The organism is Mycolicibacterium austroafricanum (assembly GCF_902705885.1).
GTDB lineage: Bacteria > Actinomycetota > Actinomycetes > Mycobacteriales > Mycobacteriaceae > Mycobacterium > Mycobacterium vanbaalenii_A.
Genome location: NZ_CACSIP010000035.1, coordinates 1 through 26,042, shown reverse-complemented (window position 1 = coordinate 26,042; position 26,042 = coordinate 1). Strand labels below are relative to the sequence as shown.

The window sequence follows — 26,042 nt, the reverse complement described above, 5'->3', positions numbered from 1 at the left end:
CCCGATCACGTCGACGACGCCCCGCGGCCGATCCCAAGCCGCCCCTTCGCCGGTCGGGGCTTGCGAACGATTGCACCACCTTGCCTTCGGTGCGGGTTGCGGGCGGTAATCTGACCCAGGAGCCCACCAGCCCGGGCTTCAGGGAGGGTAGGGGAGCCCGGAGCATGCCGCGACGAGTGACGATCGATGATGTGGCACGCCTGGCGGAGGTCCACAAGGCAACGGTGTCGCGGGCGCTCAACGCCCAGACGCGGGATCAGGTCAACGTCGAGACGCTCAAACGCGTCAAGCGCGCGGCCCGTCAACTCGGATACGTACCGAACGCGATGGCCAGGGGACTGCGCACCAGCAGGTCGATGACCATCGGGGTGATCATCCCCGATCTGATGAACCCGATCTTCCCGCCCATCATCCGCGGCATCGAACACGTGCTGCAGGCACAGGGATACACCGTGCTCGTCGCGAACACCGACTCCCATGACGATGTGGAGATCTCGGCCTTCGAATCATTGCTGCAGCGCCGGGTCGACGGGTTCATCCTCGCGACAGGGCGTCTCGACGACCACACTGTGGTTGACGAGGCGAAGGCCGCCGATGTACCCGTCGTGTTGGTGAATCGGGGCGCCGGAATGGGCGGCTTTCCGTTGGTCTCCGGTGACAATGCACACGGAATCGACTTGGCGCTGGCGCATCTCATCGAACTCGGGCATCGGCGTGTTGTACATGCCGCGGGTCCCACTAATTTCTCCACCACTCGCTCGCGTGCTGAGGCATTCGAAGCCGCCGCGACGAAGGCGGGTGTAGAGCACGACACCAGCTACGCATCAGGGCTCACGATCGAAGCTGGATTCGACGTCGCCGACGAGATCCTTGCGGGTGGGGGCGGGTGTCCCACCGCACTGGTCGCCGGGAACGATCTTGTGGCGCTCGGTCTGATCAGGCGCCTGCGCGCCGAAGGCCTACGCTGCCCGGAGGACGTGTCGGTGGTCGGATTCAACGATATGCCGTTCGCGGAGGACTTCTGGCCGCCGCTGACCACTGTGCACATGCCGCTTCGGGAAATCGGCGCCGAGGCCGCCCGACTGTTGCTGCGCGGCATCGACGCGGGCGAGCAGGAAGCTGCGACGGTGACGCTGCCGGTGTCACTGGTGGTTCGAGGCTCCACGGGACCCGCGCGCACCTGACAGCCCGGCGGTCAACAGGGAGAGGCGACCGAGGTATTGTTCCTGCCAACCGGCCCCTACAATCGATTGCAACAGATGGATCAGCTCACGCTCGGCGTTTTCTCCCCATCGGTACTCCTCGAGGTCGCCCGCTGCACCGGTCGGCTCGCGGAAGTCGATCTAGACGTACGCGACGTATCGGTGCCGTCGTCACCTGCGCAGTTCACCTCGCTGCGCGCAGGTCATTACGACGCCGTTTTCACCAGCCCCGACAATGTGTTGGCCTACCGGTTCCTGCCCGCGAACCCATTGGGCGATTTGTTGGATGTGGAGATCGTCGCCGGCATTGACCGCGGCCTCGGACTGTGTCTGGGGGTGCGTCCGGACGTGACCGATCCTGCGGACCTGCGCGGTGGGCGCCTCGGAGTCGACGTGCCGAACTCCGGCTTTGCGTTTGTCGCCTACGCGCTGCTGGAGGAATTGGGTCTCTCGGTGCGCGATGTCGAGATCGTCGCGCTCGGTTCTACACCCAAGCGGGCCAGTGCCTTACACACCGGCGGCTGCGATGTGACGGTCCTCAACGCGGGTAACGAGCTCGCCGCTCGCGGCCAAGGGTGCTCGGTGCTGGCCGACGTCACCTGCCTCGGACCCTATCTGGGAACTGTGGTGGCACGCATGCGGCAGGCACCAGGAGCTGAGATGGTGGACCGGTTGATACAGACCCTGGCTGAGACGTCCGCTGCCATCGTCGGCGGTGAACTCGAACGGGAAGCCCGCGAGGCTGCTGCCCGGTTGCTCGGCCTCGCACTGGAACTGGCCGCCGAGCACGTCGCGGTACTGCAGGATCCGGCCCGTGGACTGATTCCGGGCGGGACGGTGGACACCGCCTCGCTCAGCACGCTCGTGGAGCTTCGGCGCCGGTTCCTGCCTGTTCCCGAGCTCGACGACCTGGTGTCGCGTCTGGACGAGGTGACACGAAATGGAGTTCTGATCGCCTGATCTCGATCATTCGCGCTCTACGTATCTGGCGCGGGCGACGCTGGTGGCGATTGCGTAGACCACTGCTACGGCGGTGCTGACCGCGAACAGCAGGCCGAAGCGGTGTGCACCGGCGGCGAGGTTGCCCGCCGCCGCGCCGATCGATGCACCGACAAACAGTGCTATCGAGAAGAACGACATCCCGATCGCACGGCTGTCGGCGACGGCATCGGTCATCCAGGTCTGCATCGTCGTGTGACCGAGTGCCCAAGCCAGTCCGAGCAACGACGCCGCAGCCGCGACTCCGGAAAGCGAGACATCGATGGCGACAGCGGCATACGCTCCGATGGTCGACAGCCCTGCCAACACCATGAGCACCCACGACGGCCACCGCCCCAGAATGATTTTCATCAGCTGGCTCACGATCACCACCGCGGCACCGAATGCCGCGGTGGCCAGCCCGGCTGCGAGAACGCTGGACCCCGTGGCCTGCAGGGCCACCGCGAGGTAGTTGAACACCCCGATCAGCAGCACGCCCTCGATCACGGTGAATACCAGGATGGTGAACGCCCAACGGTTTCCGGCCAGTCGACGGATTGACGCCAGCAGGCGTTTCTCGTTGCCCGGGGCCGATTCCCTCAGGCGGGTCAGGCAGCCGGTGAGTACCAGACACGCCGCGGCGACACCACCGTAAACCCAACGCCAACTGAACCATTGGGCGATCACTCCTGCTCCGAGGGTTCCTGCGGCTAGACCCAGCGAGATCGCAGCAGCCAGGTTCGCCGTCGCCACGGCACGCTGCTTGAGCGCCAGGGTATCTCCGTAGTAGATGAGCACGGTGGTGATGGTCGCGGAGAAGGCCGCGCCGGCGAGTCCCCGCATCACGCTGTAGGTCAGCGCATCGGTGACCAGCGCGGAGCCGAGATTGGCCAGCCCGGCCAGGGCCGTTGACGCCACCAGTACCCGCACCCGCCCGAACCGGGCCGCCAGCGTGCTCCACACCAACTGCAACGCCGCGTACGAAACCGCATAGACGGTCAGCGACTGACCCACCGCGTCGATCGAGACCCCGAGGTCCGCGGCGACAACCGGCACCAACGTCGGCATCACCGAGCGGTCGATCATCGACAGGAATGCCGCGATGATGAGGATCATTCGCCAGTCGCGTTCGCCCCGCGACCGATCAGCGGCCGATCACCCACGTCGCGGCGGCCACACCGGAATCTCACCCCGGCCGGACCGGAAACGCACCGCCTTGGACCGCACGAACTCGTGCAATGTCTCCGGCGCATTCTCGCGGCCGAATCCGCTGCCTTTGATGCCGCCGAAAGGGGATCCCAGAAACGAACGGCGCATGTAGTTGTTGACGAAGACCATGCCGGCCTCCAAGCGCTGCGCGACGTGCCACGCCTGTGCTTCGTCCCTGGTGATCATGGCTGCGGTCAGTCCGTAGCGCGTCCCGTTGGCGATCTCGATCGCCTCGTCGAGGGTCGAGTAACGCATGATGAGGGCGATGGGGCCGAAGATCTCTTCCTGACCGACCGTCGAATCAGGGGTCACGTCGGCGAGCACGGTGGGTGGCACCCAGAAGCCTTCGGCGTACGCGGGGTCGGTGGGCGCCGTGCCCTGACCGACGAGGCGGGCGCCCTCGTCGAGCGCGGTCTGCAGGTAGCCGAGCACCCGGTCGCGTTGTCGGGCGTCGACCATCGGACCGACATCGGTGCGGGGGTCGAGGCCGTCACCGACGACCAGCGCGGTCGCCGCCGCAGTGAACCGCGCCAGGAACTCGTCATAAACGTTGTCGTGAACCAGGATTCGTGCGGTGGACGTGCACGCCTCGCCCTGGTTGTAGAACATGCCCTCGATGGACACTTCCACAGCCAGATCCATTTCGGCATCGGGGAACACGATCAGCGCGTTCTTGCCGCCGAGTTCCATGGTGGCATAGGTCAGGTTCTGTGCGGCCGTTTCCAGCACCCGCCGCCCGGTCGCCGTGGCGCCGGTGAAGCTGATCCGCTCGACCCGTGGGTGACCGGCCAGCGCCGCGCCGGCCTCCAACCCCGGCACCGCATTGAGCACGCCGGGCGGTAACACCTCGTTGGCGATTTCGACGAGTCGGAGCACGGTCAGCGGCGCCTGTTCGCCGGGTTTGATCACCACCGTGTTGCCGGTGATCAACGCCGGCGCGCCCTTTTTCGCGAAGTGAATAGGCGGCCAGTTGAAGGGCAGGATGCACGCGACGACGCCATAGGGTTCGTAGAGGACCCGGGTTTCGATCGGGCCCTGGTCGATGATCTCGCCGGGCAGGCTGTCACCCAGGCCGGCGAAGAAGTCGAAGCAATTGGAGCTGAAAGCGACGTCGTTGGCCAGCGCGTCGCGCTTGGGCTTGCCGTTCTCCCTCGAGACGAGTTCGCCGAGTTCGTCGGCATGGGCACGGATCCGCTCGGCCACCTGTTTCAGATACATGCCGCGTTGCCGGCCTGACAGTTCCCGCCAGGCGGGCAGGGCCAGGCGGGCTGAATGTACGGCGCGGTTGACCACTGCCGCATCGGCCGAGACGACCCGGGCCAGTGGTCGAGCCGTCGACGGCTCGACGACTTCGAAGGTCTCCCGATCGTCGACGGGGACGAACTGGCCGTCGATGAAGGCGCCCCATTCCCTGCGCTCCAGCGGTCCGGGCCTGGTGAACGCGGTGTCGGTCATCGTCATGATCACTCCAATGTCGTCTGATCGACTCATGCAATCGATTGCACCCGACTATAAGGGTGCGCACGCTCGGGCGAAAGATCGGTTCGCAAGTGCTCAGCTTGAAAATCGAATTCGACAGTGAGTGCAGTGATCACTACTTGCCCACCGCCGTCACCTGTTGACACCCACTGCGGGCATGTGTGACGATTCACTGCAATCGATTGCAAGTGAGCTATGCAACAGACGCGGGCTCGTCGGGGCAATCGGTCTGACAGAGAGGTTGGACATGCGCAATACCAAAGTTCTTCGCGCGCTCGCGGCGGCGGCCGCGATCGCGCTCGCTGCTGCGGGGTGTGCCGCTGATGACAGCGGCGACAGTGACACCATCCGAATCGGTGCGTCGCTTCCCCTGACCGGTGAGTTCAGCCAGGGCGGACTCGACACTCAACGCGGGTACGAAACCTGGGTCGAGATGACCAACGAGGCCGGTGGGTTGTTGGGCAAGCAGGTCGAGATCGTCGTCAAGGACGACGCCACTCAACAGGAGACGGCGGTCAGCAACTACAACAACCTCATCTCCCAGGACGGCGTCGACCTGCTCCTCGGCAGCCAGTCTTCGTTGCTGAATATCCCGGCCTCGGCCATCGCCGAGAAGAACAACATGCTTTTTGTCTGCCCGTCGTGCGGTTCGCCCGATATGTTCAACCGCGGGTTCCAGTACACCTTCTTCTCGCAGCAGGCCATCGCCACCGATCAGGCGAAGGTGTTCGCCGAGTGGATTGCCAACCTGCCGGCCGAGCAGCGTCCCAAGACCGCCGCGTACCCCGCGCTCGATGATCCGTTCGCCGGACCTGTCGCCGAAGGCGCCGAGGAGATCCTCTCGGCCGCTGGCATCCAGACCGTGTACAAGGATCTGTACCCCGCCACCACCAAGAACTTCGACTCGGTGGTCAACGCCATGCGTGATGCCGGGGCTGAAATCGTGGTTCAGGGATCACACTTCGAAGATGGAGTCAACATGATCCGGTCGATGAACCGGGCGAACTACCAGCCTTCGATCTTGTACCAGAGCAGCTCGCCCACCTACGGCGCGCAGTACCTCGCTGCGGTCGGTCCACAGAACGCCGAAGGTGTGTTCTTCGCATCGAGCTATAGCCCGCTGGCCGATACGGTGGAGAACCCTGAATTCGTCCAGCGGTTCGAGGAGAAGTTCGGTCAGAGCCCGCCTGAGGATGCCGCCGACGGATTCGCTGCGGGTCAGGTGCTCGCCGCCGCGGTAGCCGCAGTCGGATCCATCGACGATCAGGAGGCGTTGGCGGATTGGTTGCGCGCCAACAGCGTCGACACGCTGCTGGGCAGACTCAGCTGGAATGAGGACGGTAGTCCCAAGGGCGACTTCCTCGTTGGACAGTGGCAGGACGGGGTGTCGCAGGTGGTGCTGCCCACCGACGTGGCGACTTCCGACCAGATCATGCGCTGGCGCGGCGGCGAGATCTGATGTCCGCAGACCTCTTTAGGAGCTGAGTCCCATGACGTCCCTCGTGCAAACGCTCATCCTGGGCACGCTCGTCGGCGCGCTGTATGCGCTGATGGCGTCCGGCCTGACCCTGATCTTCGGGGTCATGCGGGTGATCAACCTCGCCCACGGCGCCTTCGCTGTGCTCGCGGCCTTCCTGACGTACACACTGTGGAAGCAACTCGGGTTGGACCCGCTGCTGTCCATCCCGATCGTCATGGCGGTGATGTTCGGGTTCGGTTGGCTGGTCTACGTCCTGGTGATCCGCCACGTCCGTGGCGCACACGTCACCATGACCGTACTGGCCACGTTCGGGATCGCGTTGATGCTCGAGGGCGTCATGGGCTTCATCTGGGGCAATACCTCCAGCACCGTGGTGGTTTCGTACACCGACGCCTCCCTGTCGCTGGGGTCGATCTATGTCCCGCAGGCCATGCTCATCGCCGCGGTCATCGCGGTCGCGGTGATGGGCGCGCTCTATCTCCTGCTCAACCACACCTGGGCGGGCCGGGCCATCCGCGCGGCCTCGTCCAATGAGAGCGGCGCGTTGCTGGTGGGGGTGAGTGTTGCGACCATCGCCGCGCTCACCTTCGCCATCGGCGTGGCCACGCTCGGAGCCGGTGGTGCGATGCTGTCGACCATCTACCCATTCCTGCCCGGAACGCACTACCAGTGGATCGCCCGACTGTTGGCGATCGTGGTCCTCGGTGGTCTCGGCAGCCTGCCGGGCGCGATCCTGGGCGCACTGGTGATCGGCATCGGGGAGATGGCCGCCACCGCGTATGTCGGCGCGGCCTGGCCGGTCGCGGTTCCGTTCCTGGTCATCATCGTCGTGCTGATCACCCGGCCGCAGGGCCTGCTCGGCACTCGACTCAGAGAGGACGCCGTGGCATGACCAACTCTCGTCTGCTCGATCCGAAGCTGTACACCTGGGCGACCCGCGCAGTGGTTGCCGTCGCGGCCATCGGCATCCTGCTTTTCCCGCTCTCACCAAGCATGTCCGCCCAGAACATCGTGATCCTGTCGCTGGTGCTCGCCATTGGCGCCAGCGGACTGAACATCATCACTGGCTTCACCGGCTACGTGTCGTTGAGTCAGGGCGCGTTCATCGGGATCGGCGCCTATGTCGGCGCCATTCTGTCGAACCGGTTCACCGACATCGAGCCACTGCTCTGGGTCCCGCTTGCCGGGGTCATCGCCGCCGGTATCGCGATGCTGCTCGGCCTGGTCACCTACCGTTCACGCGGCCCCGCGTTTGTGATCATCACCGTGGCGTTCCTGTTCCTGATCCAGTTCGTGGCCATCGAGTGGGTTCCGGTCACCAACGGATCCGCCGGGCTGACGCTGCCACTGCCGGATTGGCTTGAATCCTGGGGTAATTGGCCGTTCCACCTGCTGCTGTGCGTGCTGCTCGGGCTGTCTCTGCTCATGACGTGGTGGATCCGGCGCACCAAGTTCGGCATGGGTTTGATCGCGATCCGCGAGGACGAGGGCAAGGCAGGCACCATCGGCGTCAACGCGCCCGTCTACAAACTGCTCGCATTCGGTGCCAGCGCGTTGTTCGTCGGCATGGCCGGCTCGGTGTACGGGTACTACCTGTCTTTCGTCGATCCGATCGGCATGTTCTCGATCATCACCAGTGCGCTCATCGTGCTCTCTGTAATCCTCGGTGGCCGCGGCACCCTGTTCGGCCCAGTACTGGGCGCCTTCATCATCCAGCCCGTCAACATCTACGCCAACCAGGCGTTCGGTGGGGGCAATGCCCGCCTCGTCCTGTTCGGCGGCCTGCTCATCCTGCTGGTGATCCTGCTGCCCAAGGGCATTCTGCCGACACTGGCTGGTTTCCTCGAAAGTGCGAGAGCCAAGGGCACGGTGGGGCTTTCGGGTGCTCGACTCAACCCGTTGGACCGTCCGCTGGCGCCCACCGAGGTCCGCAGGCCCGAACCGACCGGCAAAACCCTGCTCGAGGTTCGGGGCCTGCACAAGAGCTTCGGCGGAAATCATGCGGTCGCCGACTGCAGCTTCACGGTGCCCGAGGGATCGATCACCGCGCTGATCGGTCCGAACGGATCGGGCAAGACGACGGTGTTCAATCTGATCTCCGGGACCATGGCCCCCGACAAGGGCGAGATCCTTTTGAACGGTGAACACCTCGAAAAGATGTCACCGTGGTCCCGCGCGCACCGCGGGGTCGGCCGGACCTTCCAGATCACGCGGCTGTTCCGGGAGATGACGGTGCTGGAGAACGTCGTCTCACCGCTGCGGGACTTCTCGGTCGGCCAACTCGGATTGGGTGCGGTCAGTGGATCTGAGGCCGCTCGGGCCGAGGAACTGCTCGAGTTCGTCGGCATGGCGGCCTATCGCGAGGCTCGGGCCGGGGCGTTGTCCTACGGTCAGCAGAAGCTCGTCGAACTCGCCCAGGTGCTCATGCTGGATCCGAAGCTGATCCTGCTCGACGAGCCAGCCGGTGGCATCAACCCGACCTTGATCGAGCGGATGGGTGATCTGATCCGCGAACTGAACGCCAAGGGGACGACGTTCCTGCTGGTCGAGCACAACATGCCGTTCGTGGTCGGATTGTGTGACCCCATCCGGGTGCTGGCTCGCGGAGCGGTGATAGCACAGGGGACACCGGAGCAGATTCAGAAGGATCCGCTGGTGCTCGACGCCTATCTCGGCGACGACTATCTGCTCGAGGCACCGTCCAAGGGCACAAGCGTCTCAGTGGNGGAAAGGAATCCCGCATGATCCGACTCGAAGGAGTGGTCGCCGGTTATGGCGGCGGCAATGTCCTCCAGGGTGTTGATCTCGAGGTCGCGGCCGGAGAACTCGGCTGCATCGTCGGACCGAACGGCGCCGGAAAGTCCACCGTGTTGCGCGCGGTGAGCGGGATCCTCAAGCCGAGTGCCGGCCGAATCCTGCTCGACGGCAAGGACATCACCGGGATGGCGCCCGATGCGGTGCTGGGCTGCGGTGTCACTCAGGTTCCGCAGAGCAACGGGCTCTTCCCGACGCTCACCGTGAAAGAGAACATTCTGATGGGCGCCTATGTCATCCGCCGTCAGCGCGCATTGGTGAAGCAGCGCTATGACGAGGTGCTCAACATGTTCCCGCTGGTGAAGGACAAGACCGGGATCCGCTGCGGCAACCTCTCAGGTGGGCAGCGGCGCATGGTGGAGTTCGCACGGTCCCTCATGCTGGATCCCAAATTGGTCCTGCTCGACGAGCCGTCCCTGGGCCTGGACCCGAAATCGCTGACCGTCATCGACGAGGCCGTGGCGATCATGCGCTCCAGCGACAAAGCCGTGCTGATGGTGGAGCAGAACGTCCGGTTCGGCCTCCGGATGGCATCCAGCGGCATCGTGATGGAAAGCGGGCGGGTATTACTCACCGGCCCAGCACAATCCGTGCTCAACAACCCCGAGATCGCTGATCTCTATTTCGGCGGAGCGGTACAGGCGCCTGCGGCCTCCGACACCCCGGCCACCCAACCCACGGCCTGAAGAGAATAGGAAATCACATGTCTGTCGCGAATCTGAAGATCGGCTGGATCGGTGCGGGCCGGATGGGTGCTCAGCTCATAACTCGGCTGCTGGACGCCGGTTACGACGTCACGGTGTACAACCGAACGGCGTCGAAGGTTGCTCATCTGGCAGAGAAGGGCGCAAGAGTGGTTGCCCGGCCGGTGGATCTGGCTGATCGTGATCTGGTGTTCTCGATGGTGTCGTCGTCCAATGATCTGGAGGAGGTGATGCTCGGTGAGGGTGGCTTGCTGACCGGCGAGGCCTCGCCTCGGATCATCGCTGATTCGTCGACGGTGTCGGCGGAGGCCAGTGCGCGGATTCGGGAGGCGGCCAATTCGCGCGGGTGTGACTTGTTGGCCACCCCGGTTAGTGGGAATCCGAAGGTGATCGCCGCGGGCAAGTTGACGGTGGCTGTGTCGGGTCCGCGTGAGGTCTTTGAGTCGATCGAGCCGGTGCTCAACGTGTTCGGTCGCAGTGTCACCTACGTCGGTGAGGGCGAGGTGGCGCGATTGGTGAAGATCGCCCACAACCTGATGCTGGGTGTGGTCACTCAGTGTCTGGCCGAGATTACGGTGTTGGTGGAGAAGGGCGGGGTCAGCCGTGCTAACTTCCTGGCTTTCCTCAATGACTCGGTGATGGGTTCGGTGTTCACGCAGTACAAGACGCCGGCGTTGGTGAATCTGGACTTCAGCCCGACGTTCACCATGGAGTTGCTGCAGAAGGACTTCGATCTGGGGCTGGAAGCGGCGTACGCGCTGAAGTCTCCGATGCCGATTGCGTCGGCCACCCGGCAGATCGTGGCTCAGGCCGCGGGTGCGGGGTTGGGTATCGAGGAGGATTTTGCGACGTTGTTGCTCGAGGTGGCCCGTGGTGCGGGTATCGAGTTGAAGCCGGAGAACGTGTCGGTGGACGACGGTCTGACGCCGGTGCATTCATGACAGCGCTGATTGCCCCGCCGGTCACGGTGCGCCCCCTCGGCGCACCCGGCCACATGGGTGTCGACTATGAGGAGCGGGTGGATCTTGCCCGACTGAGGGATTACCGGATCGGGCGGGCGAAGGCGGCGCTGGAGGCCAGCGGTTGCGGCGCCTTCCTGCTCTTCGACTTCTACAACATCCGCTACACCACGCAGACCTGGATCGGTGGTGCACTGGGCGACAAGATGATTCGGTACTGTCTGCTGACCCGCGAGGGTGACCCGATCCTCTGGGACTTCGGTTCCGCAGTGCGGCACCACAAGCTGTACTCCCCGTGGCTGCCGCAGGAGAACTGGCGGGCGGGTTTCCTCGGATTTCGTGGCGCCGTGGCTCCGGACGCCGGGCTGATGCGTGATGCGGTCACCGAGATCAAAGGCATTCTCTCCGATGCCGGGCTGTCAGACCTGCCGGTGGGCATGGACATCGTGGAGCCGCCGTTCCTGTTCGAGATGCAGCGCCAGGGGCTGTCGGTGGTAGATGCGCAGCAGAGCATGCTCGACGCGCGGGTGATCAAGTCGGCCGACGAGATCATGCTGCTCAACCAGGCCGCGGCCATGGTCGACGGGGTGTATCAAGACATCGTCGATGTGCTCAAGCCCGGGGTCCGGGAGAACGAGATCGTCGCACTTGCCAACAAGCGGCTTTACGAGATGGGCTCGGATCAAGTCGAAGCCGTCAATGCGATCTCCGGTGAACGGTGCAATCCCCATCCGCACAACTTCACTGACCGGCTCATCCGGCCGGGTGATCAGGCGTTCTTCGACATCATCCACTCGTACAACGGGTATCGCACCTGCTACTACCGGACGTTCGGAGTGGGCAGCGCCACGCAGAGCCAGCGTGACGCCTACAAGCAAGCCCGGGAATGGATGGATCGGTCTATCGAAGCGATCCAGCCCGGGGTCGGATCGGATCAGATAGCCCGGCTGCTACCGAAGGCCGAGGATTTCGGCTTCGAGAACGAGATGGCCGCGTTCGGACTACAATTCGCCCACGGTCTGGGACTCGGGTTGCATGAGCGGCCCATCATCTCGCGGTTGAATTCGCTGGAGAACCCGGTTGAGTTGCAGGCCGGCATGGTGTTCGCGATGGAGACCTACGCGCCGGCCTCCGACGGCATCTCCGCTGCCCGCATTGAGGAAGAGGTCGTGGTCACCGACAACGGGCCGGTGATCCTCACCAAATTCCCGGCACAGGAGTTGTTTGTCGCCAACGAGTACTAGCTCGGATGTTGGACGGGGTATTGAGAGTCTTGGGGCGCGGATACTCGAAATATCCTGTCCTGCAGGGTGGAATAGGACTCCCCTAGGGGCTAATCACTCCAGCGGAAAGGCGCTTCGTAGGCGCCTACCAACTGCGGCTACGTCTCGACGCCACCTGGAGGCGGGCCGCCTGGATCGCGACCGACTCGATGCATTGAACTGTTGGCCCCAAAGACGTTGCGCGGCAGACCGACGGCATAGCTGTACTCAAGCCCGGCTACCGGTCGATCTGAGCTACTCTCCGGGCAACAACGCGGTCCTCCCGGCGATCACCTCAGGTGGTGCACTCACGAACAGTGGTGCACGTGGCGGATATGTATCGCAGCAACATCGGCGGCCCCCGCGATCTATTGCGAACATTCGTTGGATCAGTGACGGTCGAGAAAATCGACGATGGAGGCGAGCGCTTCGCGTTGGGTCTCGTCGACTCGGGGCGCACCGTCGGCGTTGCTTTCCGGATATATGTAGCCGTGTATCTCGTGGTTCCAGGTGCGCCACTCGGCGTCGGTGCGCTTCTCCGCTAGCAGGTCGAAATTCAACCGGAAGATTCCTTGGAGTTCGTCCTGGTCGCGGCCAATGATGAGGACCGGTATGTCGACACTATCTAGGCGGGCCGACACTTCATCGGGGTCGGTTATCCGAGCCCGGGCGTGCTCGACACTACGAATATTGAGAGAATCAAGCTGGCGCAAGCCGTCATGACACGCCACAGTCGGCTCCTCGTCGAGTCCGAGTGTTAGTAGCTCGTGGGATGCTGGCTCCGCTGCGACCCCTGCACGGAGCAGGCCTGGATACTGCGAGAGTAGCTTGAAAAGCATCTCCGCTGCGTGACTCACTCCTAGGTGAAAGAGCCGGCTTGCGTCAATACGCGGGTTCTTCGAAACATCTCGAAGTACTGCGACTTCGTCTTCGAATTCGAGTGGGGCGCGATTCATCAGCTCCATGCCTTGTCGACTCTCGACCAGTAGCGGTCCACCGGTGTTGTAGCCAAGCTCGACCTCCGTCCGATAGCGCGTCCAGGCGCACGCGTAACCCGCTTCGGTCAGAACGTCGGTCACGTACCGAAAGCGACGCACCCGGTCTTGCAGCCACTCAAGTCCGCCGCCGCCATTTCCGTACGCGACGAGGACGAACGGATGAGGGCCGTCCCCCGCCGGGATCCGCAGTGCATACGGTGCATATAGACCGTCGAGCGTCTCGGCGAGCATGTATTCGACCGGAAGGTCCGAGCCGGGCAGTTTTTCAGAGAATAGTTTAAGGGCCACGTAATAGATGATAGCCGTCAGCGCAAACGATTGCAACGTCCAAAATTATTGTAGACCACCGTAATTCGCGCATATGGGATGTGTGTTTTTGCTGTTGGGACGGGAGTGCGCAAACGCCACCACGCTCGTGCCGGCAGGTGCGCCACCACACGAATTCTGCTCCAACGCATTTGGGGTTTACTGAGGCCGCTGCTACTGAGGAGTCTTACAAGGCTAAGGCTAAGGCTAAGGCCAAGGAACGGGGTCGGGATATGTTGCGCTCAGGGCCGCACACGATACGTAGTCCGAGATTGTTTTTACCATCAGTGAGAACCGTTTCTATGTACCATGATTGGACACCTCGTGATAGAGGGGCCCAACCTCAAGAATGGTGATCGCACCGTAAACAGACTGCTATCGGTACTGGTGTGTCCAGCTGGTGTCAGCGGTCGGATATCGGTCCTCCCTATCGATTGCTCGTTTCGGCGACGTCTGGCTTGTTCACAGCCCAGTTCACCCACAGGTGGGCGCGGCGTTCATCCACAGGTGGGCGCGGCCATCGTCGTCACCTGCTTATTGCCGGCTCAGCGGAGGCCGACGCTTGCGCGAACTCGATGACTTCAGCGTCGAGCAGGGGCTTTGGTTTGGCGCCGACAATGCGTTTCACGACCCGCCCCGAGCGAAGGTCAACATAGAGGGAACGAAACTTGTCGCGAATTGTACTACTGTTTACGGGTTTTCGTCGACGTCGACCGTCGACAATCGGCCGGCGTTTTCTTCGGCGATCCTATTGAGGATCGGCGACACCGCACGACATGGGCCGCACCACTCCGCCCAGAAGTCAACGAGGACGGGCTTGTCGTATTCGCGAACCTCGGTTTGGAACGTCGCATCGGTGACTGCTTTCGTGCGCGACATGCTGCCTGCTTTTATCGAGGGATCTTCGTCAAATCCTGGCTACGCACGCAGAGCCAGGTAGTGTTCTGCGTCGACGGTCGCCACAGTTCCCGACCCAGCGGCCGTGATATGGCCTGCTTGTTGGTTGGGTCGATCACATCCCCCGCCGCGGACACGCAGGGAACGGTCGTGCGTGATGAGCGACCGTCGACAGCAATGGAGTTGCCAATTAAGCGTGGCTGCACGTTCGCACGGGCGGTGTAGTTCGCTGACGTGTATCCGGCTGGTCCGGAACCGGATGATGATCACCTGATGTCTGCTGTTGATCGGATCAGCTGTGGGGGGAGGCGGTAAGCGCATCGGCTACTTCTTCGGTCAGACCTGCCGTGGACTCGGTGCCCAGGTCTCCGTGCTTGATGCCCAGTGTTTTGAGAAATTTCTGCTGGCCCATCGTCAAACCGATGAAGTACCCGAGTTCGACGATCTGGGGTTCGGTGAACTCGGCGTGCAGTGCCGCCCACACCTGGTCGTCAGCCATATCCGGATCCCAAGCAATGGCCTCGGCGAACAACAGCGCCGCCCTCTCACGTGGCGTGAAGCGGTCTGATTTGCGGAACTCGATGACGTCATCGAACTCACGCTCGGTGAGGCCAGCTGCGGTAGCCAGATGGGAGCGCTGTCCAGCGCAGTAGCCACACTCCAACGACTTGGCAACGAACACCCGGGCGAGTTCTTTGACAGAGTGGTCAAGTACACCCTCGCGGAAGACGTTCTGCCACGCCTGATTAAAGCTGCGCAGTACCGCAGGCACGTGTGCGCGGATCGCCTGGCTCTCGACGCGGGGCGTGCCATAGGTCCTGGAGTCAGCAATGTACCCGGCGAGCTCGGGGTCGGTAATCGAGTCGGGGTCAACGTAACTGATACGGGCCATCAGAACTCCTTTCCAGTTAGCAATCGATTGCCAACTGGTGAATTCTATCGTGAGGTGGCAATCGATTGCCACCGACGTTACCGCTGGCTGACGATGCGCGCAACCTTTGGCGTTCCGTCTGCCTGAAGTGCCTGGATAGGCGCGCATCCACCGCGCGGCTGTGAGAGACGGGGGCCTAGCCCCAAGATTCAAGTGGCGCACAGGGCTGACTACGCTTGCCGCGTGTCCAAGCCGACGATCCAGGATGTCGCCCGCGCTGCCGGCGTTCATCCGGGTACGGCGTCGCGCGCACTCAACCCCGGACTCACGGGCCGGACGACCCCGGAGACCACCCGACGTGTCAGGGAGGCGGCGACGCGCCTGGGCTATGTGCCCGACCAGTCCGGGCGAAACCTGCGCACCCGCCGCTCGCACACCATCGGGGTACTGATCCCCGATCTCGGCAACCCGGTGTTCCCGCCGATCGTCCGCGGTATCGAGGACGGTCTGCGCGACGCTGGCTACGAGGCGCTGATCGCCAACACCGATGACAGTCCTGAGCGCGAAGACCAGTTGATCAGGGTCCTCACGGCGCGGAACTGCGATGGCTTCATCATCGCCTCCTCACGACGCGACGACCCCGCCGTGGCCGCCCTATTGGATTCGAAAATGCCTGTAGTGCTGGTCAACCGGTTGATGGACACCGTGACAGCCTCGGTGGCCAGCGACGACGCCACCGGCATGCGGGCCGCGGTGAACCATCTCGTCGGGCTGGGGCACCGCACCATCGCGCACGTCACCGGCCCGAATACGCTGTCGATGACCCAGGTTCGGCGAGCTGCTTTTGAGGAGGCAGTAGCCGCGGCCGGGCTGGCTGCCGATCCGGGCCTGATCGAGACCGCCGCTCGCTACGCAGTCGACGAAGGCCATCACGCATTCAGCCGCCTCTTGGACCGCCGCGCACCGACAGCAGTGATCGCCGGCAATGACATGATCGCGATCGGCTGTTATACGGTGCTGCGTGGCCGCGGGCTCCGCTGTCCCGAAGACGTGTCGGTCGTCGGCTTCAACGACATGCCGTTGTCAGGCTTCCTGGACCCTGCCCTGACGACGGTGGCCATCCCGCAGAATGACATCGGAACAGCTGCGGCGCAATTGATCCTCGAAATGATCGCTGATGGCCGCTCGTTGCATCGGCTGTTGCCGGTATCGCTCGTGGTGCGGGGGTCGACGGGCCCGCCGCCGGTGCGGTAGCTCAGGCCCTCCAGACCGTCTTGAGGTTGCAGAACTCGCGGATACCCGCTGCGGCGAGCTCGCGGCCGTAACCCGAGTCCTTGACCCCGCCGAACGGCAGCTCAGGGTAGGAGACGGTCATCCCGTTGAGGAACACCGCCCCGGCGTCGAGGTTCGCAATGAACCAATCCTGTTCTGCTTCTTCGTTACTCCACACCGCCGAGCTCAGGCCGAACGTCGTCTGGTTGGCGATGCGCACGGCCTCGTCACGATCTGCCGCCTTGTACACCGAGGCCACCGGCCCGAACGTCTCCTCCATCACGATCCGCATATCGTCGGTCAATTCAGCCAGAACAGTCGGTTCGTAGAACCACCCCGGCCTGTCCGGGGCGGCGCCACCGGTGAGTAGTTGCGCACCCTTGGCCACCGCATCGTCGACAAGTTCGGCGACATCGGTGCGACCGGACGCGGTGGCGAGGGGACCCACTTCGGTGGCTTCGTCCATCGGGTCACCGACGACCAGAGCTTTCATCTTGTCGGCGAACAGCCCGACGAACTGGTCGTAGACATCGGCGTGGACGATGAATCGCTTTCCGGCGATACATGATTGACCGTTGTTGGAGATCCGGGCTTTGACAGCCACAGCGGCCGCGGCCTCGAGGTCGGCGCTGGGCATGACGATGAAGGGATCTGAACCGCCGAGTTCGAGCACCGCCTTCTTGATCTGGTGGCCGGCGGTCGAGGCCACCGAACGGCCTGCCGGCTCGGAGCCGGTGAGCGTGACGGCCTTGATGCGTCGGTCCTCGATCACCGCGGCGACCTCGGCAGACCCGATCAGCAGCGTGCGAAACGAACCGGCGGGAAAGCCGCCCTTCTCGAAGATCCTGTCGAGGTACAACGCGGACTGCGGGACGTTTGAGGCGTGCTTGAGCAGGCCGGTGTTGCCTGCCATCAATGCCGGCGCGGCAAACCGGATGACCTGCCACAGCGGGTAGTTCCATGGCATCACTGCCAGAACGACCCCGAGAGGCTGCCACACGGTGCCTGCCGAGGACGCAGCAACTGCCGATGGATCGGCGAGCTCCTCAGCGCCGAGGAAGGATTCGGCATTGTCTGCGTAGAAGCGAATGTTCTTTGCGCACTTGAGTACCTCCGCGCGCGACTGCGCGATGGGCTTGCCCATCTCGAGCGTGATCATGGCGGCGGCGGCGTCCACATCGGCTTCCAGGAGGTCGGCCGTTGCGTGCATCCATTCGGCTCGCTGGGCGTAGCTGGTGCCCCGAAGCGTCTGCGCCGCCGCGAAGGCCTCGGCGATGCGCCGTTCCACCTCGGCGCTGTCGTGCGGTTCGAAGGTTTCGACGGTGTCGCCGGTGGTCGGGTTGATGGTGGCGATTGCCATGTGGAGGTCCTGTTCGGTAGTAGGGAATCACTCAAAAACTTCGGGATGACGGGCGAGTTGGCGCCGGGTGCGCCGGATGTGGCCGAGGAGCACCCGCTCGGCGTCATCGGAATCGCCGTCGCGGATCGCGGCGACCAGCATGTGGTGCTCGTCGTGCAGGATGCGATGACTGTCTTCGTCGAGCAGTTGGGTGAACGCGCGGCGATAGTGCTGGGTGGTGTTCCACAGTCGCTCCACGGTCGGCCCCAGGAACGTGGTACCTGCTCCGGCGTAGCTGCCGAGGTGGAATTCGCGATCCAGCTCCAGGAATCGCTCGACGTCGTGGACTGCCCGCATCTCCTCGGCAAGGGTGGCCAGCCGGTCGATGTGCTCCGGCAGCAGGTGCGGCAGGCTATAGCGCAGCAGCAGCGGTTCGATTCGTTCGCGGACCTGGTAGAGCTCCACGCATTCGTCGAGGCTGAGGCGGGCGATCCATGCGCCGGCATTGGCCACCGTAGTGACGAGGCCATCGGATTCCAGTTTTCGCAACGCTTCTCGCACGGGCACTCGGCTGGCGCCGTACTGGCTCGCGAGCTCCTCCTGCCGTAACCGCGTTCCGGGCGGATACGCCCCGCGCAGGATGGCGTTGCGTAGTTCATCGGCTACCCGGGTGCCGGTGACGCCGTCACGCACATGTGGTTGGGTCATCGGGGAGTCAGTCCGCCGGGTGGTTCGGATTCCACAGCAGCACCTCTGCATCGGCTTCGTAGGCCTTGCCATTGGGAAAGCTGACCAGTTCGAATTGCATGCCCCACGGGCTCAAAAAGTACACCCAACGTTGCCCTTCGCTGGCGTTTCGACTGGTCGTCGGCTCACCCAGCACCTCAATCCCTTCGGACTGCAGATACGTCACCGCGGCGTCGAGATCTTGGACGTAGAAAGCCAGATGGTGCCCGCCGACGTCGCTGTTGCGTGGGGCTGGTGCCTGACCATCGGCGGGCTCGTAGTCAAAGACCTCAAAATTGGCGCCCCTGCCGCAGCGGTAGAACCGCAGCTCACGCATGACCGTGCGCGGATGGACATTGAGGTGTTCCTTCATCCAGTCGTCGTCGTGGGCGTACGGCCCGAGTGTGTAGACGTGGGTGCAACCGAGGATGCGGACGAAGAAGTCGTGCGCCTGTTCGAGGTCGGGCACGGTGAAGCCGATGTGGTCGGTGCCGACCAGACCGGGTAGTGACATGAGACCTCCTGAGTGGATCCAATAGGGCCCATAGTAATGGCAATATTGCGAATCGTTGGGAAATCACTAGCCAAAGTGGATCCAATCCGGGTATCTTCGGCACCTGGAGCTAAATGATCGACCGGCAATTCATGCCGCCCCGCCGTCGATGGAGATGAGGGACATGCCACAGCAGCGCAGCCTGGAAACGGGCTCACCCTGGGTCGAACTGTCGACCACTCCCGACGACTGGAAGGCCGCTGATCCGGTGCTTCTGGGCACCATGCTCGCCGAGCTGCACCTCATCCGCGTATTCGAGGAAACCGTCCTCGAGCTTGCCGGCGACGGTCTTGTGCACGGACCCGCGCACTCCAGCATCGGGCAGGAGGGCGGCGCGGTTGGATCCATTGTCGGCCTGCGGTCAACCGACGCGGTCAACGGTTCCCACCGCGGGCATCATCAGTTTCTGGCCAAGGCGTTGACCCACGTGTCCGGCGGGGTGATCGACCCGGCCGCGGCGGTCACCCCCAAGATTCAGCGCCTATTGCAGAAGACGCTGGCCGAGATTCTCGGCCTGGCCCAGGGATTCTGCCGCGGTCGTGGGGGCTCGATGCACCTGCAGTGGTTCGAGGCAGGTGCACTGGGCACCAACGCAATCGTCGGTGGCGGGGTTCCGATGGGCGCCGGGAACGCGTGGGCGCAAAAGCACAGTGCTACAACCGACTTGACGATCAGCTACTTCGGTGACGGCTCCAGCCAGATCGGCTCGGTGCTGGAGAGCATGAACCTTGCGGCCGCCTGGAAGCTGCCATTCTGTTTTTTCATCGAGAACAACCTGTACGCGGTGTCGACCCGGGTCGACGAGATCACCGCCGACCCGCGCCTGTCGGTCCGCGGGCAGGGCTTCGGGATTCCCGGCTGGCGGGTCGACGGAATGGATCCGCTCGCGGTGTATCTGGCGACCCAGCAGGCCGCCGAACAGATGCGCAACGGCGGTGGTCCCGCCGTCATCGAGGCGGAGGTCTACCGGTTCTTCCACCAGAACGGTCCATACCCGGGCAGTGCCTTCGGCTACCGCGACAAGGACGAGGAAGCGCAGTGGCGCGCTCGGGACCCCCTCGAGAAGGTGGCGGGCCAGATGATCGCGCTCGGGCTCATCGACGAGGCCGGTGTGGCTGCACTGCGGAAACAGGCGCAGGACGCGATGTCCGCGGCAGTTTCCGAACTGTTGGAATCCGATCCGGAAAAGCCTGGGAAGCACCGGATCCGCCCTGAGCTCTGGCCGGACCCCAGCTTCGTCAACGTCGGTATCCGCGGCGATGCCAGCGAGCTGGACTCGCTGCCGGTACTCGAGCCTACGACATTCGAAGGACCCTGGCGGGGAGTGAAATTCGTGGAAGCGGTCTCGGGGGTGATGGACCGCCGGATGGAGACCGACGAGCGGATCGTGATCTTCGGCGAAGATGTCCACCATCTCAACGGTGGCACCAACGGTGCCACCAAGGGCCTGGCCAAGTACGGCGAGAACCGGTTGGTCGGCACCCCGATCAGTGAGAACGCCTTCACCGGAATCGGGGGAGGCATGGCGCTCGACGGGCGGTTCCGACCCGTTGTGGAGTTCATGTACCCCGACTTCATGTGGGTAGCCGCCGACCAGGTGTTCAACCAGATCGGCAAGGCGCGCCACATGTTCGGCGGCGAGAACCCCGTTCCTTTCGTTCTCCGCACCAAGGTCGCGATGGGGTCCGGCTACGGCTCGCAGCACTTGATGGACCCGGCCGGGATCTTCGCCACCAGCCCGGGCTGGAGGATCGTGGCGCCGTCAACAGCTGCCGACTACGTCGGACTCATGAATGCCGCACTTGCACTGCAGGATCCAGTACTGGTGATCGAACACGTCGACCTGTACGGGATCAGCGATCAGGTGCCCGCCGGAGACCTCGACTACATCATTCCACCCGGCCGGGCCGCGATTCGGCGTGTCGGCAACGACGTGACGGTGATCAGTTACCTGTCGATGGTGGCCCACTGTGCCCAGGCGATCGAACAGACCGGCATGGACGCCGAATTGATCGACCTGCGTTGGCTGGACCGCGCATCGATCGACTGGCCCACTCTCGAGGCCAGCGTGAAGAAGACCAACGCTGTGCTCATCGTGGAACAGGGCGCGCAGGGCAGTTCCTACGGCGGCTGGCTGGCCGACGAGATACAGCGCAGACTCTTCGATTGGCTCGATCAACCTGTCGAGCGGGTGTCGGGGGAGGAGGCGTCACCGAGCATCTCGAGAGTGCTCGAACGCGCCGCCATCGCGCGCACCGAGGAAGTGGTTGCCGGACTCGACAAGATCCGCATCGGCATGGGTGCGGTGAACTGATGGCGACCGTGGTGCGGATGCCCGAGGTGTTGGCCAACGCGACCGAGGCCATCATCCAGACCTGGCTGGTGTCCGTCGGCCAGGAGATCTCGATAGGTGATCCGATTGCCGAAATCGAAACGGACAAGGCCGTTGTCGAGTATGCGGCCGAAGTGGACGGGGTGCTGTCGCGGCTGCTGGCAGACGCCGGAGCGACGGTAGCCGTCGGCGAACCGATCGCCCTGGTGCTGGCGCCGGGCGAAGCCGATACCGACGAACCTGCCCCGGTGACCAGCGAGGCGCCGCGGGATCCGGAATCGGGGGCGCCGATGCTCGAGAAAGCTGAACCGATTCTCGACGCGCCGACCTTGACCAACGGCCGACGGCTGTTCGCTACTCCGCTGGTGCGCAAGCTGGCCCGGGAGAAGGGCATCGACCTCGATGCGGTGACCGGCACGGGCCCGGGTGGACGCATCGTCCGCCGGGATCTGGACCGGTTGCCGGCCGAGAAGGCCGAGCCTGCGGCGCAGCCGGTGACGGAACCCATGCCTGCTGCTGCAACAAATTTTGCCGACGTTCCACTCAGCGGCATGCGCAAGGCGATCGCACGAAGGCTCACCGAGAGCAAGGCTACGGCGCCGCACTTCTATGTTGTTGCCGACTGTCGGGTGGACGCCCTGCTGGACTTGCGGCGCACCGTCAACGAAGCCGGCGGCACCAAGGTGTCGGTGAACGACTTCGTACTCAAGGCGGTGGCGGGTGCGTTGGTGGAAGTGCCTGAGGCGAACGCGATCTGGAACAGCGATTCGATCCGGCGTTTCTCGACCGTTGACGTCGCAGTAGCGGTTGCGGTGGACGATGGCCTGCTGACGCCGGTGATCCGGGGCGTGGAGGACCTGACGGTGTCGGCGATCGCCACCCAGATCGCCGACCTGGCGGGACGCGCCCGTGCCGGCAAGATCAAACAGCACGAACTCGAAGGTGGCAGCTTCTCGGTATCGAACCTCGGCATGTACGGGGTCAGCGAGTTCTCCGCAATCTTGAACCCGCCGCAGTCCGGAATCCTCGCCGTTGGCGGGGCAAGCCAACGTCCCGTCGTGGTGGATGGTCAACTGGCCGTGGGCACAGTGATGACCGTGACCCTGTCGGCTGATCATCGTGTGATCGACGGCGCGGTGGCCGCGCGGTGGATGTCAGCATTCGTACGCCGGATCGAGAATCCCCTGCTGATTCTGATCTGACGAGCTGGCACGCACCTTGGGCACTTGCCATGTCCGACGATCAGGACATCGGTGGTCTCTTGCGACAGTCACGCGATCTTCATCGGCGAGGGGCCTTCATCAAGGGCAAACTATCCATACCCATCGGGAATGAAAGCCCGTTCAGGGGCGCTGACTGCAGGCATGACCTTCGCTCTTGGTGAGAACTCTGCGCTGTTGAAGCCCGTCACGCTGGGTGCTGACACCCTGCCGAACCGGATTTTCATGGCGCCGTTGACCAGAACCCGTGCCGACGCCGACGCGACACCCTCTGATCTGGCCGCTGTCTACTATGCGCAACGGGCGTCAGCGGGCCTGATCATCAGCGAGGCCACGGCCGTCTGCGAGCAGGCCAACGGCGCCTACCTGAACACCCCGGGTATCTACACCGACCGGCATCAGGACAGGTGGGCCGAGATCGCGTCCGCGGTGCATGCCGCCGGCGGCAAGATGTTCGTCCAGTTGTGGCACGTCGGCCGGATGGCGCACCCGGATATCAGCGGTTTTGAGACAGTGGGTCCATCGCCCATCGCCGCCGACATGGCGGCCCACACCCCGGCGGGCAAGCAGCCCCTGCCGGTGCCGCGGGCGCTGACGGAACGCGAGATTCAGTCGATCGTCGGGCAGTTCCGATCGGCTGCACGCCGGGCCGTCGATGCCGGCATGGACGGTGTTGAGATCCATTCCGCCAACGGTTACCTCCTCCACGAGTTCCTGTCGGACGTCGTCAACCAGCGCACCGATGGCTACGGCGGGTCGGCGCGCAACCGTGCCCGGTTAACCGCTGAGGTGGTCGAGGCCGTGGCGGCCGAGATCGGTCCGGAGCGCGTCGGACTGCGCATCTCGCCCGGAAACGGTGCGGGCGACATGCACGAGTTCGATCAAGTCAGCGCCTACGAGGCACTGCTCTGCCGGATCGCCCCGCTGGGCATCGCCTATCTGCACATGTTGATCGAGCCCGCGAAACCCGCGTTCGCCACTCTGCGCACCCAGTGGGAGGGTGCGGTGGTGCTCAACACGCCGCGTGAGGTCGACTCCGACTTCGCCACGCTCGAGCAGCTCGCCGAGTGGGGCGTGATCAGCGCAGCCGCCGTCGGCCGTGCGTTTCTGGCCAACCCGGATCTGGTTGAGCGGCTGTCCGTGGGCGCAGAACTGAACGAGCCCGACGTCGCGACGTTCTACGCCGCCGGGCCCGCCGGGTATATCGACTACCCGACGCTCGCCGAAGCTGCGCAGCTTTCGGCCTAGTTCGCGACCAGACACAAACTCGCACGATTCCGCTCGGGATCGTGCGAGTTTGCGTCTGCTCGGCGGGAGGCGGTCCAGCAAACCCGCCCAACCAACGGGTTGGGCGAAGCTGCTAGGCTGCGGTCCAGAGGACTGTCCTCCCGCGGACCCGCACCATGGGGTCCGCACACCAACGTCAATAGGAGTGGGACACCGATGTCCGAAGAAGCCTTTATCTATGAGGCCATCCGCACCCCCCGCGGCAAGCAGCGAAACGGCTCGTTGAACGAGATCAAGCCCGTCAACCTGGTGGTCGGCCTGATCGAGGAGATCCGCCACCGCCATCCCGATCTGGACGAGACCATGATCAGCGACCTGATCCTCGGCTGCGTCTCGCCCGTCGGCGATCAGGGCGGCGACATCGCCCGCACTGCCGGTCTGGTGGCCGGCCTGCCCGAGACCACCGGCGGATTCCAGCTCAACCGCTTCTGCGCCTCCGGCCTGGAGGCCGTCAACCTGGGCGCCCAGAAGATCCGTTCCGGCTGGGACGACCTGGTGATCGCCGGTGGCGTCGAGTCGATGAGCCGCGTGCCGATGGGCTCCGACGGCGGCGCCTGGGCCAGTGACCCGGAAACCAACTACCGCATCGGTTTCGTGCCGCAGGGCATCGGCGCCGACCTGATCGCCACGATCGAGGGCTTCTCCCGCGAGGACGTCGACGCCTACGCAGCGCGCTCGCAGGAGAAGGCCGCCGCAGCGTGGTCGGGCGGATACTTCGCCAAGTCCGTCGTGCCGGTGAAGGACCAGAACGGCCTGGTGGTCCTCGACCACGACGAGCACATGCGCCCGGGAAGCACCATCGAAAGCCTCGGCAAGTTGAAGACCGCCTTCGACGGCATCGGTGCGATGGGTGGCTTCGACGATGTGGCGCTGCAGAAATACCACTACGTCGAGAAGATCAACCACGTCCACACCGGCGGTAACAGCTCGGGCATCGTCGACGGTGCCGCCTTGGTGCTGATCGGTAGCGAGAGTGCCGGCAGCGCTCAGAATCTGACCCCGCGGGCCCGGATCGTGGCCACCGCCACCAGCGGCGCGGACCCCGTCATCATGCTCACCGGCCCGACACCGGCCACCCGCAAGGTGCTCGACCGCGCCGGGCTCACGGTCGACGACATCGACCTGTTCGAGCTGAACGAGGCGTTCGCCTCGGTGGTGCTGAAGTTCCAGAAGGATCTGAACATCCCCGATGAGAAGCTCAACGTCAACGGTGGCGCCATCGCGATGGGTCACCCGCTGGGCGCCACCGGCGCCATGATCACCGGAACCATGGTCGACGAGCTCGAGCGCCGCGGCGCGCGACGCGCGCTGATCACGCTGTGCATCGGCGGCGGCATGGGCGTGGCGACCATCATCGAGCGGGTCTAGGAGATATGACCATGGCAGAGAACACTATTGCGTGGGACAAGGATGCCGACGGCATCGTCACCCTGACGCTGGACGACCCCACGGGTTCAGCCAACGTGATGAACGAGCACTACAAGGAGTCCATGCACAAGGTGGTGGAACGCCTTGTGGAAGAGAAGGATTCGATCACCGGCGTGGTGATCGCGAGTGCGAAGAAGACCTTCTTCGCCGGTGGTGACCTCAAGGGCATGATGAACGTCGGCCCGGACAACGCCGCCGAGTCGTTCGCCGAGGTGGAGTTCATCAAGGCCGATCTGCGCACGCTGGAGACCCTCGGGGTGCCGGTGGTCGCCGCCATCAATGGCGCTGCCCTCGGTGGTGGCCTGGAGATCGCGCTGGCGTGTCATCACCGCATCGCCGCCGACGTCAAGGGCGTGGTCATCGGCCTGCCGGAAGTGACGCTGGGTCTGCTGCCCGGTGGTGGTGGCGTCGCCCGCACGGTGCGGATGTTCGGCATCCAGAAGGCGTTCATGGAGGTGTTGTCCCAGGGCACCCGGTTCAAGCCGGGCAAGGCCAAGGACATCGGTCTGATCGACGAACTCGTACCGTCGGTGGACGAGCTGATCCCCGCGGCGAAGGCCTGGATCAAGGCCAACCCCGAAGCGCACACGCAGCCGTGGGATCAGAAGGGCTACAAGATGCCCGGGGGTACCCCGTCGCAGCCGGCGCTGGCGGCGATCCTGCCGTCGTTCCCGGCGCTGCTGCGCAAGCAGCTCAAGGGCGCGCCGATGCCGGCGCCGCGGGCGA

At 64.2% G+C, this 26,042-nt stretch carries 22 protein-coding genes; 14 read left to right on the top strand and 8 right to left on the bottom strand.

The features are described 5' to 3' along the window. Nucleotides 1–164 precede the first annotated feature (164 nt). Entirely contained in the window at nt 165–1,184 is a 1,020-nt protein-coding gene (locus BEMPMBAN_RS22280) for a LacI family DNA-binding transcriptional regulator (protein ID WP_159233445.1), read from the top strand. A 75-nt stretch (nt 1,185–1,259) separates the two neighbouring features. Then, a complete protein-coding gene (locus BEMPMBAN_RS22275) occupies nt 1,260–2,162 on the top strand; it encodes an ABC transporter substrate-binding protein (protein ID WP_159233444.1) in 903 nt (300 codons plus the stop codon). Nucleotides 2,163–2,168: 6 nt separating this feature from the next. Here the strand turns inward: BEMPMBAN_RS22275 and BEMPMBAN_RS22270 are convergent, their stop codons facing one another. Next, nucleotides 2,169–3,296: an MFS transporter gene (locus BEMPMBAN_RS22270; protein ID WP_159233443.1), complete on the bottom strand. Its 1,128-nt coding sequence runs from the start codon at nt 3,294–3,296 to the stop codon at nt 2,169–2,171. A 39-nt stretch (nt 3,297–3,335) separates the two neighbouring features. Next, nucleotides 3,336–4,880 (bottom strand): aldehyde dehydrogenase family protein, encoded by a 1,545-nt coding sequence (locus tag BEMPMBAN_RS22265; protein WP_234897643.1) that lies wholly within the window; start codon nt 4,878–4,880, stop codon nt 3,336–3,338. Between the two features lie 235 nt (nt 4,881–5,115). On the opposite strand from BEMPMBAN_RS22265, the gene BEMPMBAN_RS22260 reads away from it, so the two are divergent. The 6 genes from BEMPMBAN_RS22260 (at nt 5,116) to BEMPMBAN_RS22235 (ending at nt 12,069) form a co-directional block, all read left to right on the top strand. Next, the gene (locus BEMPMBAN_RS22260) at nt 5,116–6,327 is read left to right on the top strand and encodes an amino acid ABC transporter substrate-binding protein (protein ID WP_159233442.1); all 1,212 of its coding nucleotides are present in this window, start codon (nt 5,116–5,118) and stop codon (nt 6,325–6,327) included. Nucleotides 6,328–6,358: 31 nt separating this feature from the next. After that, nucleotides 6,359–7,240: a branched-chain amino acid ABC transporter permease gene (locus BEMPMBAN_RS22255; protein WP_159233441.1), complete on the top strand. Its 882-nt coding sequence runs from the start codon at nt 6,359–6,361 to the stop codon at nt 7,238–7,240. Then, on the top strand, nt 7,237–9,093 hold the full coding sequence (locus BEMPMBAN_RS22250) for a branched-chain amino acid ABC transporter ATP-binding protein/permease (protein ID WP_159233440.1): 1,857 nt from the start codon (nt 7,237–7,239) through the stop codon (nt 9,091–9,093). The genes BEMPMBAN_RS22255 and BEMPMBAN_RS22250 overlap by 4 nt, the downstream gene beginning before the upstream one ends. Continuing rightward, entirely contained in the window at nt 9,090–9,848 is a 759-nt protein-coding gene (locus BEMPMBAN_RS22245; RefSeq protein WP_159233439.1) for an ABC transporter ATP-binding protein, read from the top strand. The genes BEMPMBAN_RS22250 and BEMPMBAN_RS22245 overlap by 4 nt, the downstream gene beginning before the upstream one ends. Before the next feature lie 17 nt (nt 9,849–9,865). Then, entirely contained in the window at nt 9,866–10,807 is a 942-nt protein-coding gene (locus BEMPMBAN_RS22240) for an NAD(P)-dependent oxidoreductase (protein WP_159233438.1), read from the top strand. Further along, on the top strand, nt 10,804–12,069 hold the full coding sequence (locus BEMPMBAN_RS22235; protein WP_159233437.1) for a M24 family metallopeptidase: 1,266 nt from the start codon (nt 10,804–10,806) through the stop codon (nt 12,067–12,069). The genes BEMPMBAN_RS22240 and BEMPMBAN_RS22235 overlap by 4 nt, the downstream gene beginning before the upstream one ends. Before the next feature lie 407 nt (nt 12,070–12,476). Here the strand turns inward: BEMPMBAN_RS22235 and BEMPMBAN_RS22230 are convergent, their stop codons facing one another. The 3 genes from BEMPMBAN_RS22230 to BEMPMBAN_RS22220 form a co-directional block, all read right to left on the bottom strand. Further along, entirely contained in the window at nt 12,477–13,409 is a 933-nt protein-coding gene (locus BEMPMBAN_RS22230) for an alpha/beta hydrolase family protein (protein WP_159233436.1), read from the bottom strand. Nucleotides 13,410–14,081: 672 nt separating this feature from the next. Then, nucleotides 14,082–14,270, bottom strand: coding sequence for a thioredoxin family protein (locus BEMPMBAN_RS32800; RefSeq protein ID WP_234897642.1), 189 nt, complete (start codon nt 14,268–14,270; stop codon nt 14,082–14,084). Between the two features lie 310 nt (nt 14,271–14,580). After that, nucleotides 14,581–15,180, bottom strand: a complete 600-nt coding sequence (locus tag BEMPMBAN_RS22220) for a carboxymuconolactone decarboxylase family protein (protein ID WP_159233435.1) — start codon at nt 15,178–15,180, stop codon at nt 14,581–14,583. Between the two features lie 222 nt (nt 15,181–15,402). Here BEMPMBAN_RS22220 and BEMPMBAN_RS22215 point away from each other — a divergent pair, with 222 nt between their 5' ends. Next, entirely contained in the window at nt 15,403–16,413 is a 1,011-nt protein-coding gene (locus BEMPMBAN_RS22215; protein ID WP_159233434.1) for a LacI family DNA-binding transcriptional regulator, read from the top strand. 1 nt (nt 16,414) lies between these two features. Here BEMPMBAN_RS22215 and BEMPMBAN_RS22210 read toward each other — a convergent pair whose 3' ends face one another. Genes BEMPMBAN_RS22210 through BEMPMBAN_RS22200 form a run of 3 tightly spaced genes read right to left on the bottom strand, consistent with a single transcriptional unit; the run spans nt 16,415 to nt 19,010 of the window. Beyond that, complete coding sequence (locus BEMPMBAN_RS22210) at nt 16,415–17,791, bottom strand: NADP-dependent succinic semialdehyde dehydrogenase (RefSeq protein ID WP_159233433.1); 1,377 nt, start codon at nt 17,789–17,791, stop codon at nt 16,415–16,417. Between the two features lie 27 nt (nt 17,792–17,818). Further along, nucleotides 17,819–18,478, bottom strand: a complete 660-nt coding sequence (locus BEMPMBAN_RS22205; protein WP_159233432.1) for a GntR family transcriptional regulator — start codon at nt 18,476–18,478, stop codon at nt 17,819–17,821. 7 nt (nt 18,479–18,485) lie between these two features. Next, entirely contained in the window at nt 18,486–19,010 is a 525-nt protein-coding gene (locus BEMPMBAN_RS22200; RefSeq protein WP_159233431.1) for a VOC family protein, read from the bottom strand. A 163-nt stretch (nt 19,011–19,173) separates the two neighbouring features. On the opposite strand from BEMPMBAN_RS22200, the gene BEMPMBAN_RS22195 reads away from it, so the two are divergent. From BEMPMBAN_RS22195 to BEMPMBAN_RS22175, 5 genes are all read left to right on the top strand, one after another. After that, nucleotides 19,174–21,363, top strand: coding sequence for an alpha-ketoacid dehydrogenase subunit alpha/beta (locus BEMPMBAN_RS22195; protein WP_159233430.1), 2,190 nt, complete (start codon nt 19,174–19,176; stop codon nt 21,361–21,363). Further along, entirely contained in the window at nt 21,363–22,583 is a 1,221-nt protein-coding gene (locus BEMPMBAN_RS22190; RefSeq protein WP_159233429.1) for a dihydrolipoamide acetyltransferase family protein, read from the top strand. Before BEMPMBAN_RS22195 ends, BEMPMBAN_RS22190 begins: the two co-directional genes overlap by 1 nt. A gap of 162 nt (nt 22,584–22,745) precedes the next feature. After that, on the top strand, nt 22,746–23,849 hold the full coding sequence (locus BEMPMBAN_RS22185; protein WP_159233428.1) for an alkene reductase: 1,104 nt from the start codon (nt 22,746–22,748) through the stop codon (nt 23,847–23,849). Nucleotides 23,850–24,044: 195 nt separating this feature from the next. Further along, nucleotides 24,045–25,256, top strand: coding sequence for an acetyl-CoA C-acetyltransferase (locus tag BEMPMBAN_RS22180; RefSeq protein WP_159233427.1), 1,212 nt, complete (start codon nt 24,045–24,047; stop codon nt 25,254–25,256). An 11-nt stretch (nt 25,257–25,267) separates the two neighbouring features. Then, on the top strand, nt 25,268–26,042 hold a 775-nt coding region (locus BEMPMBAN_RS22175; protein WP_200846083.1), incomplete at its 3' end, for an enoyl-CoA hydratase/isomerase family protein.

What these genes read in the sequence shown, in the direction of transcription:
- BEMPMBAN_RS22195 (WP_159233430.1), top strand. Translation starts at nt 19,174, where the DNA reads ATGCCACAGCAGCGCAGCCTGGAAACGGGCTCACCCTGGGTCGAACTG.
- BEMPMBAN_RS22235 (WP_159233437.1), top strand. Translation starts at nt 10,804, where the DNA reads ATGACAGCGCTGATTGCCCCGCCGGTCACGGTGCGCCCCCTCGGCGCA.
- BEMPMBAN_RS22205 (WP_159233432.1), bottom strand. Translation starts at nt 18,478, where the DNA reads ATGACCCAACCACATGTGCGTGACGGCGTCACCGGCACCCGGGTAGCC.
- BEMPMBAN_RS22240 (WP_159233438.1), top strand. Translation starts at nt 9,866, where the DNA reads ATGTCTGTCGCGAATCTGAAGATCGGCTGGATCGGTGCGGGCCGGATG.
- BEMPMBAN_RS22220 (WP_159233435.1), bottom strand. Translation starts at nt 15,180, where the DNA reads ATGGCCCGTATCAGTTACGTTGACCCCGACTCGATTACCGACCCCGAG.
- BEMPMBAN_RS32800 (WP_234897642.1), bottom strand. Translation starts at nt 14,270, where the DNA reads ATGTCGCGCACGAAAGCAGTCACCGATGCGACGTTCCAAACCGAGGTT.
- BEMPMBAN_RS22245 (WP_159233439.1), top strand. Translation starts at nt 9,090, where the DNA reads ATGATCCGACTCGAAGGAGTGGTCGCCGGTTATGGCGGCGGCAATGTC.
- BEMPMBAN_RS22265 (WP_234897643.1), bottom strand. Translation starts at nt 4,880, where the DNA reads ATGAGTCGATCAGACGACATTGGAGTGATCATGACGATGACCGACACC.
- BEMPMBAN_RS22280 (WP_159233445.1), top strand. Translation starts at nt 165, where the DNA reads ATGCCGCGACGAGTGACGATCGATGATGTGGCACGCCTGGCGGAGGTC.
- BEMPMBAN_RS22190 (WP_159233429.1), top strand. Translation starts at nt 21,363, where the DNA reads ATGGCGACCGTGGTGCGGATGCCCGAGGTGTTGGCCAACGCGACCGAG.
- BEMPMBAN_RS22270 (WP_159233443.1), bottom strand. Translation starts at nt 3,296, where the DNA reads ATGATCCTCATCATCGCGGCATTCCTGTCGATGATCGACCGCTCGGTG.
- BEMPMBAN_RS22260 (WP_159233442.1), top strand. Translation starts at nt 5,116, where the DNA reads ATGCGCAATACCAAAGTTCTTCGCGCGCTCGCGGCGGCGGCCGCGATC.
- BEMPMBAN_RS22185 (WP_159233428.1), top strand. Translation starts at nt 22,746, where the DNA reads ATGACCTTCGCTCTTGGTGAGAACTCTGCGCTGTTGAAGCCCGTCACG.
- BEMPMBAN_RS22275 (WP_159233444.1), top strand. Translation starts at nt 1,260, where the DNA reads ATGGATCAGCTCACGCTCGGCGTTTTCTCCCCATCGGTACTCCTCGAG.
- BEMPMBAN_RS22200 (WP_159233431.1), bottom strand. Translation starts at nt 19,010, where the DNA reads ATGTCACTACCCGGTCTGGTCGGCACCGACCACATCGGCTTCACCGTG.
- BEMPMBAN_RS22255 (WP_159233441.1), top strand. Translation starts at nt 6,359, where the DNA reads ATGACGTCCCTCGTGCAAACGCTCATCCTGGGCACGCTCGTCGGCGCG.
- BEMPMBAN_RS22210 (WP_159233433.1), bottom strand. Translation starts at nt 17,791, where the DNA reads ATGGCAATCGCCACCATCAACCCGACCACCGGCGACACCGTCGAAACC.
- BEMPMBAN_RS22180 (WP_159233427.1), top strand. Translation starts at nt 24,045, where the DNA reads ATGTCCGAAGAAGCCTTTATCTATGAGGCCATCCGCACCCCCCGCGGC.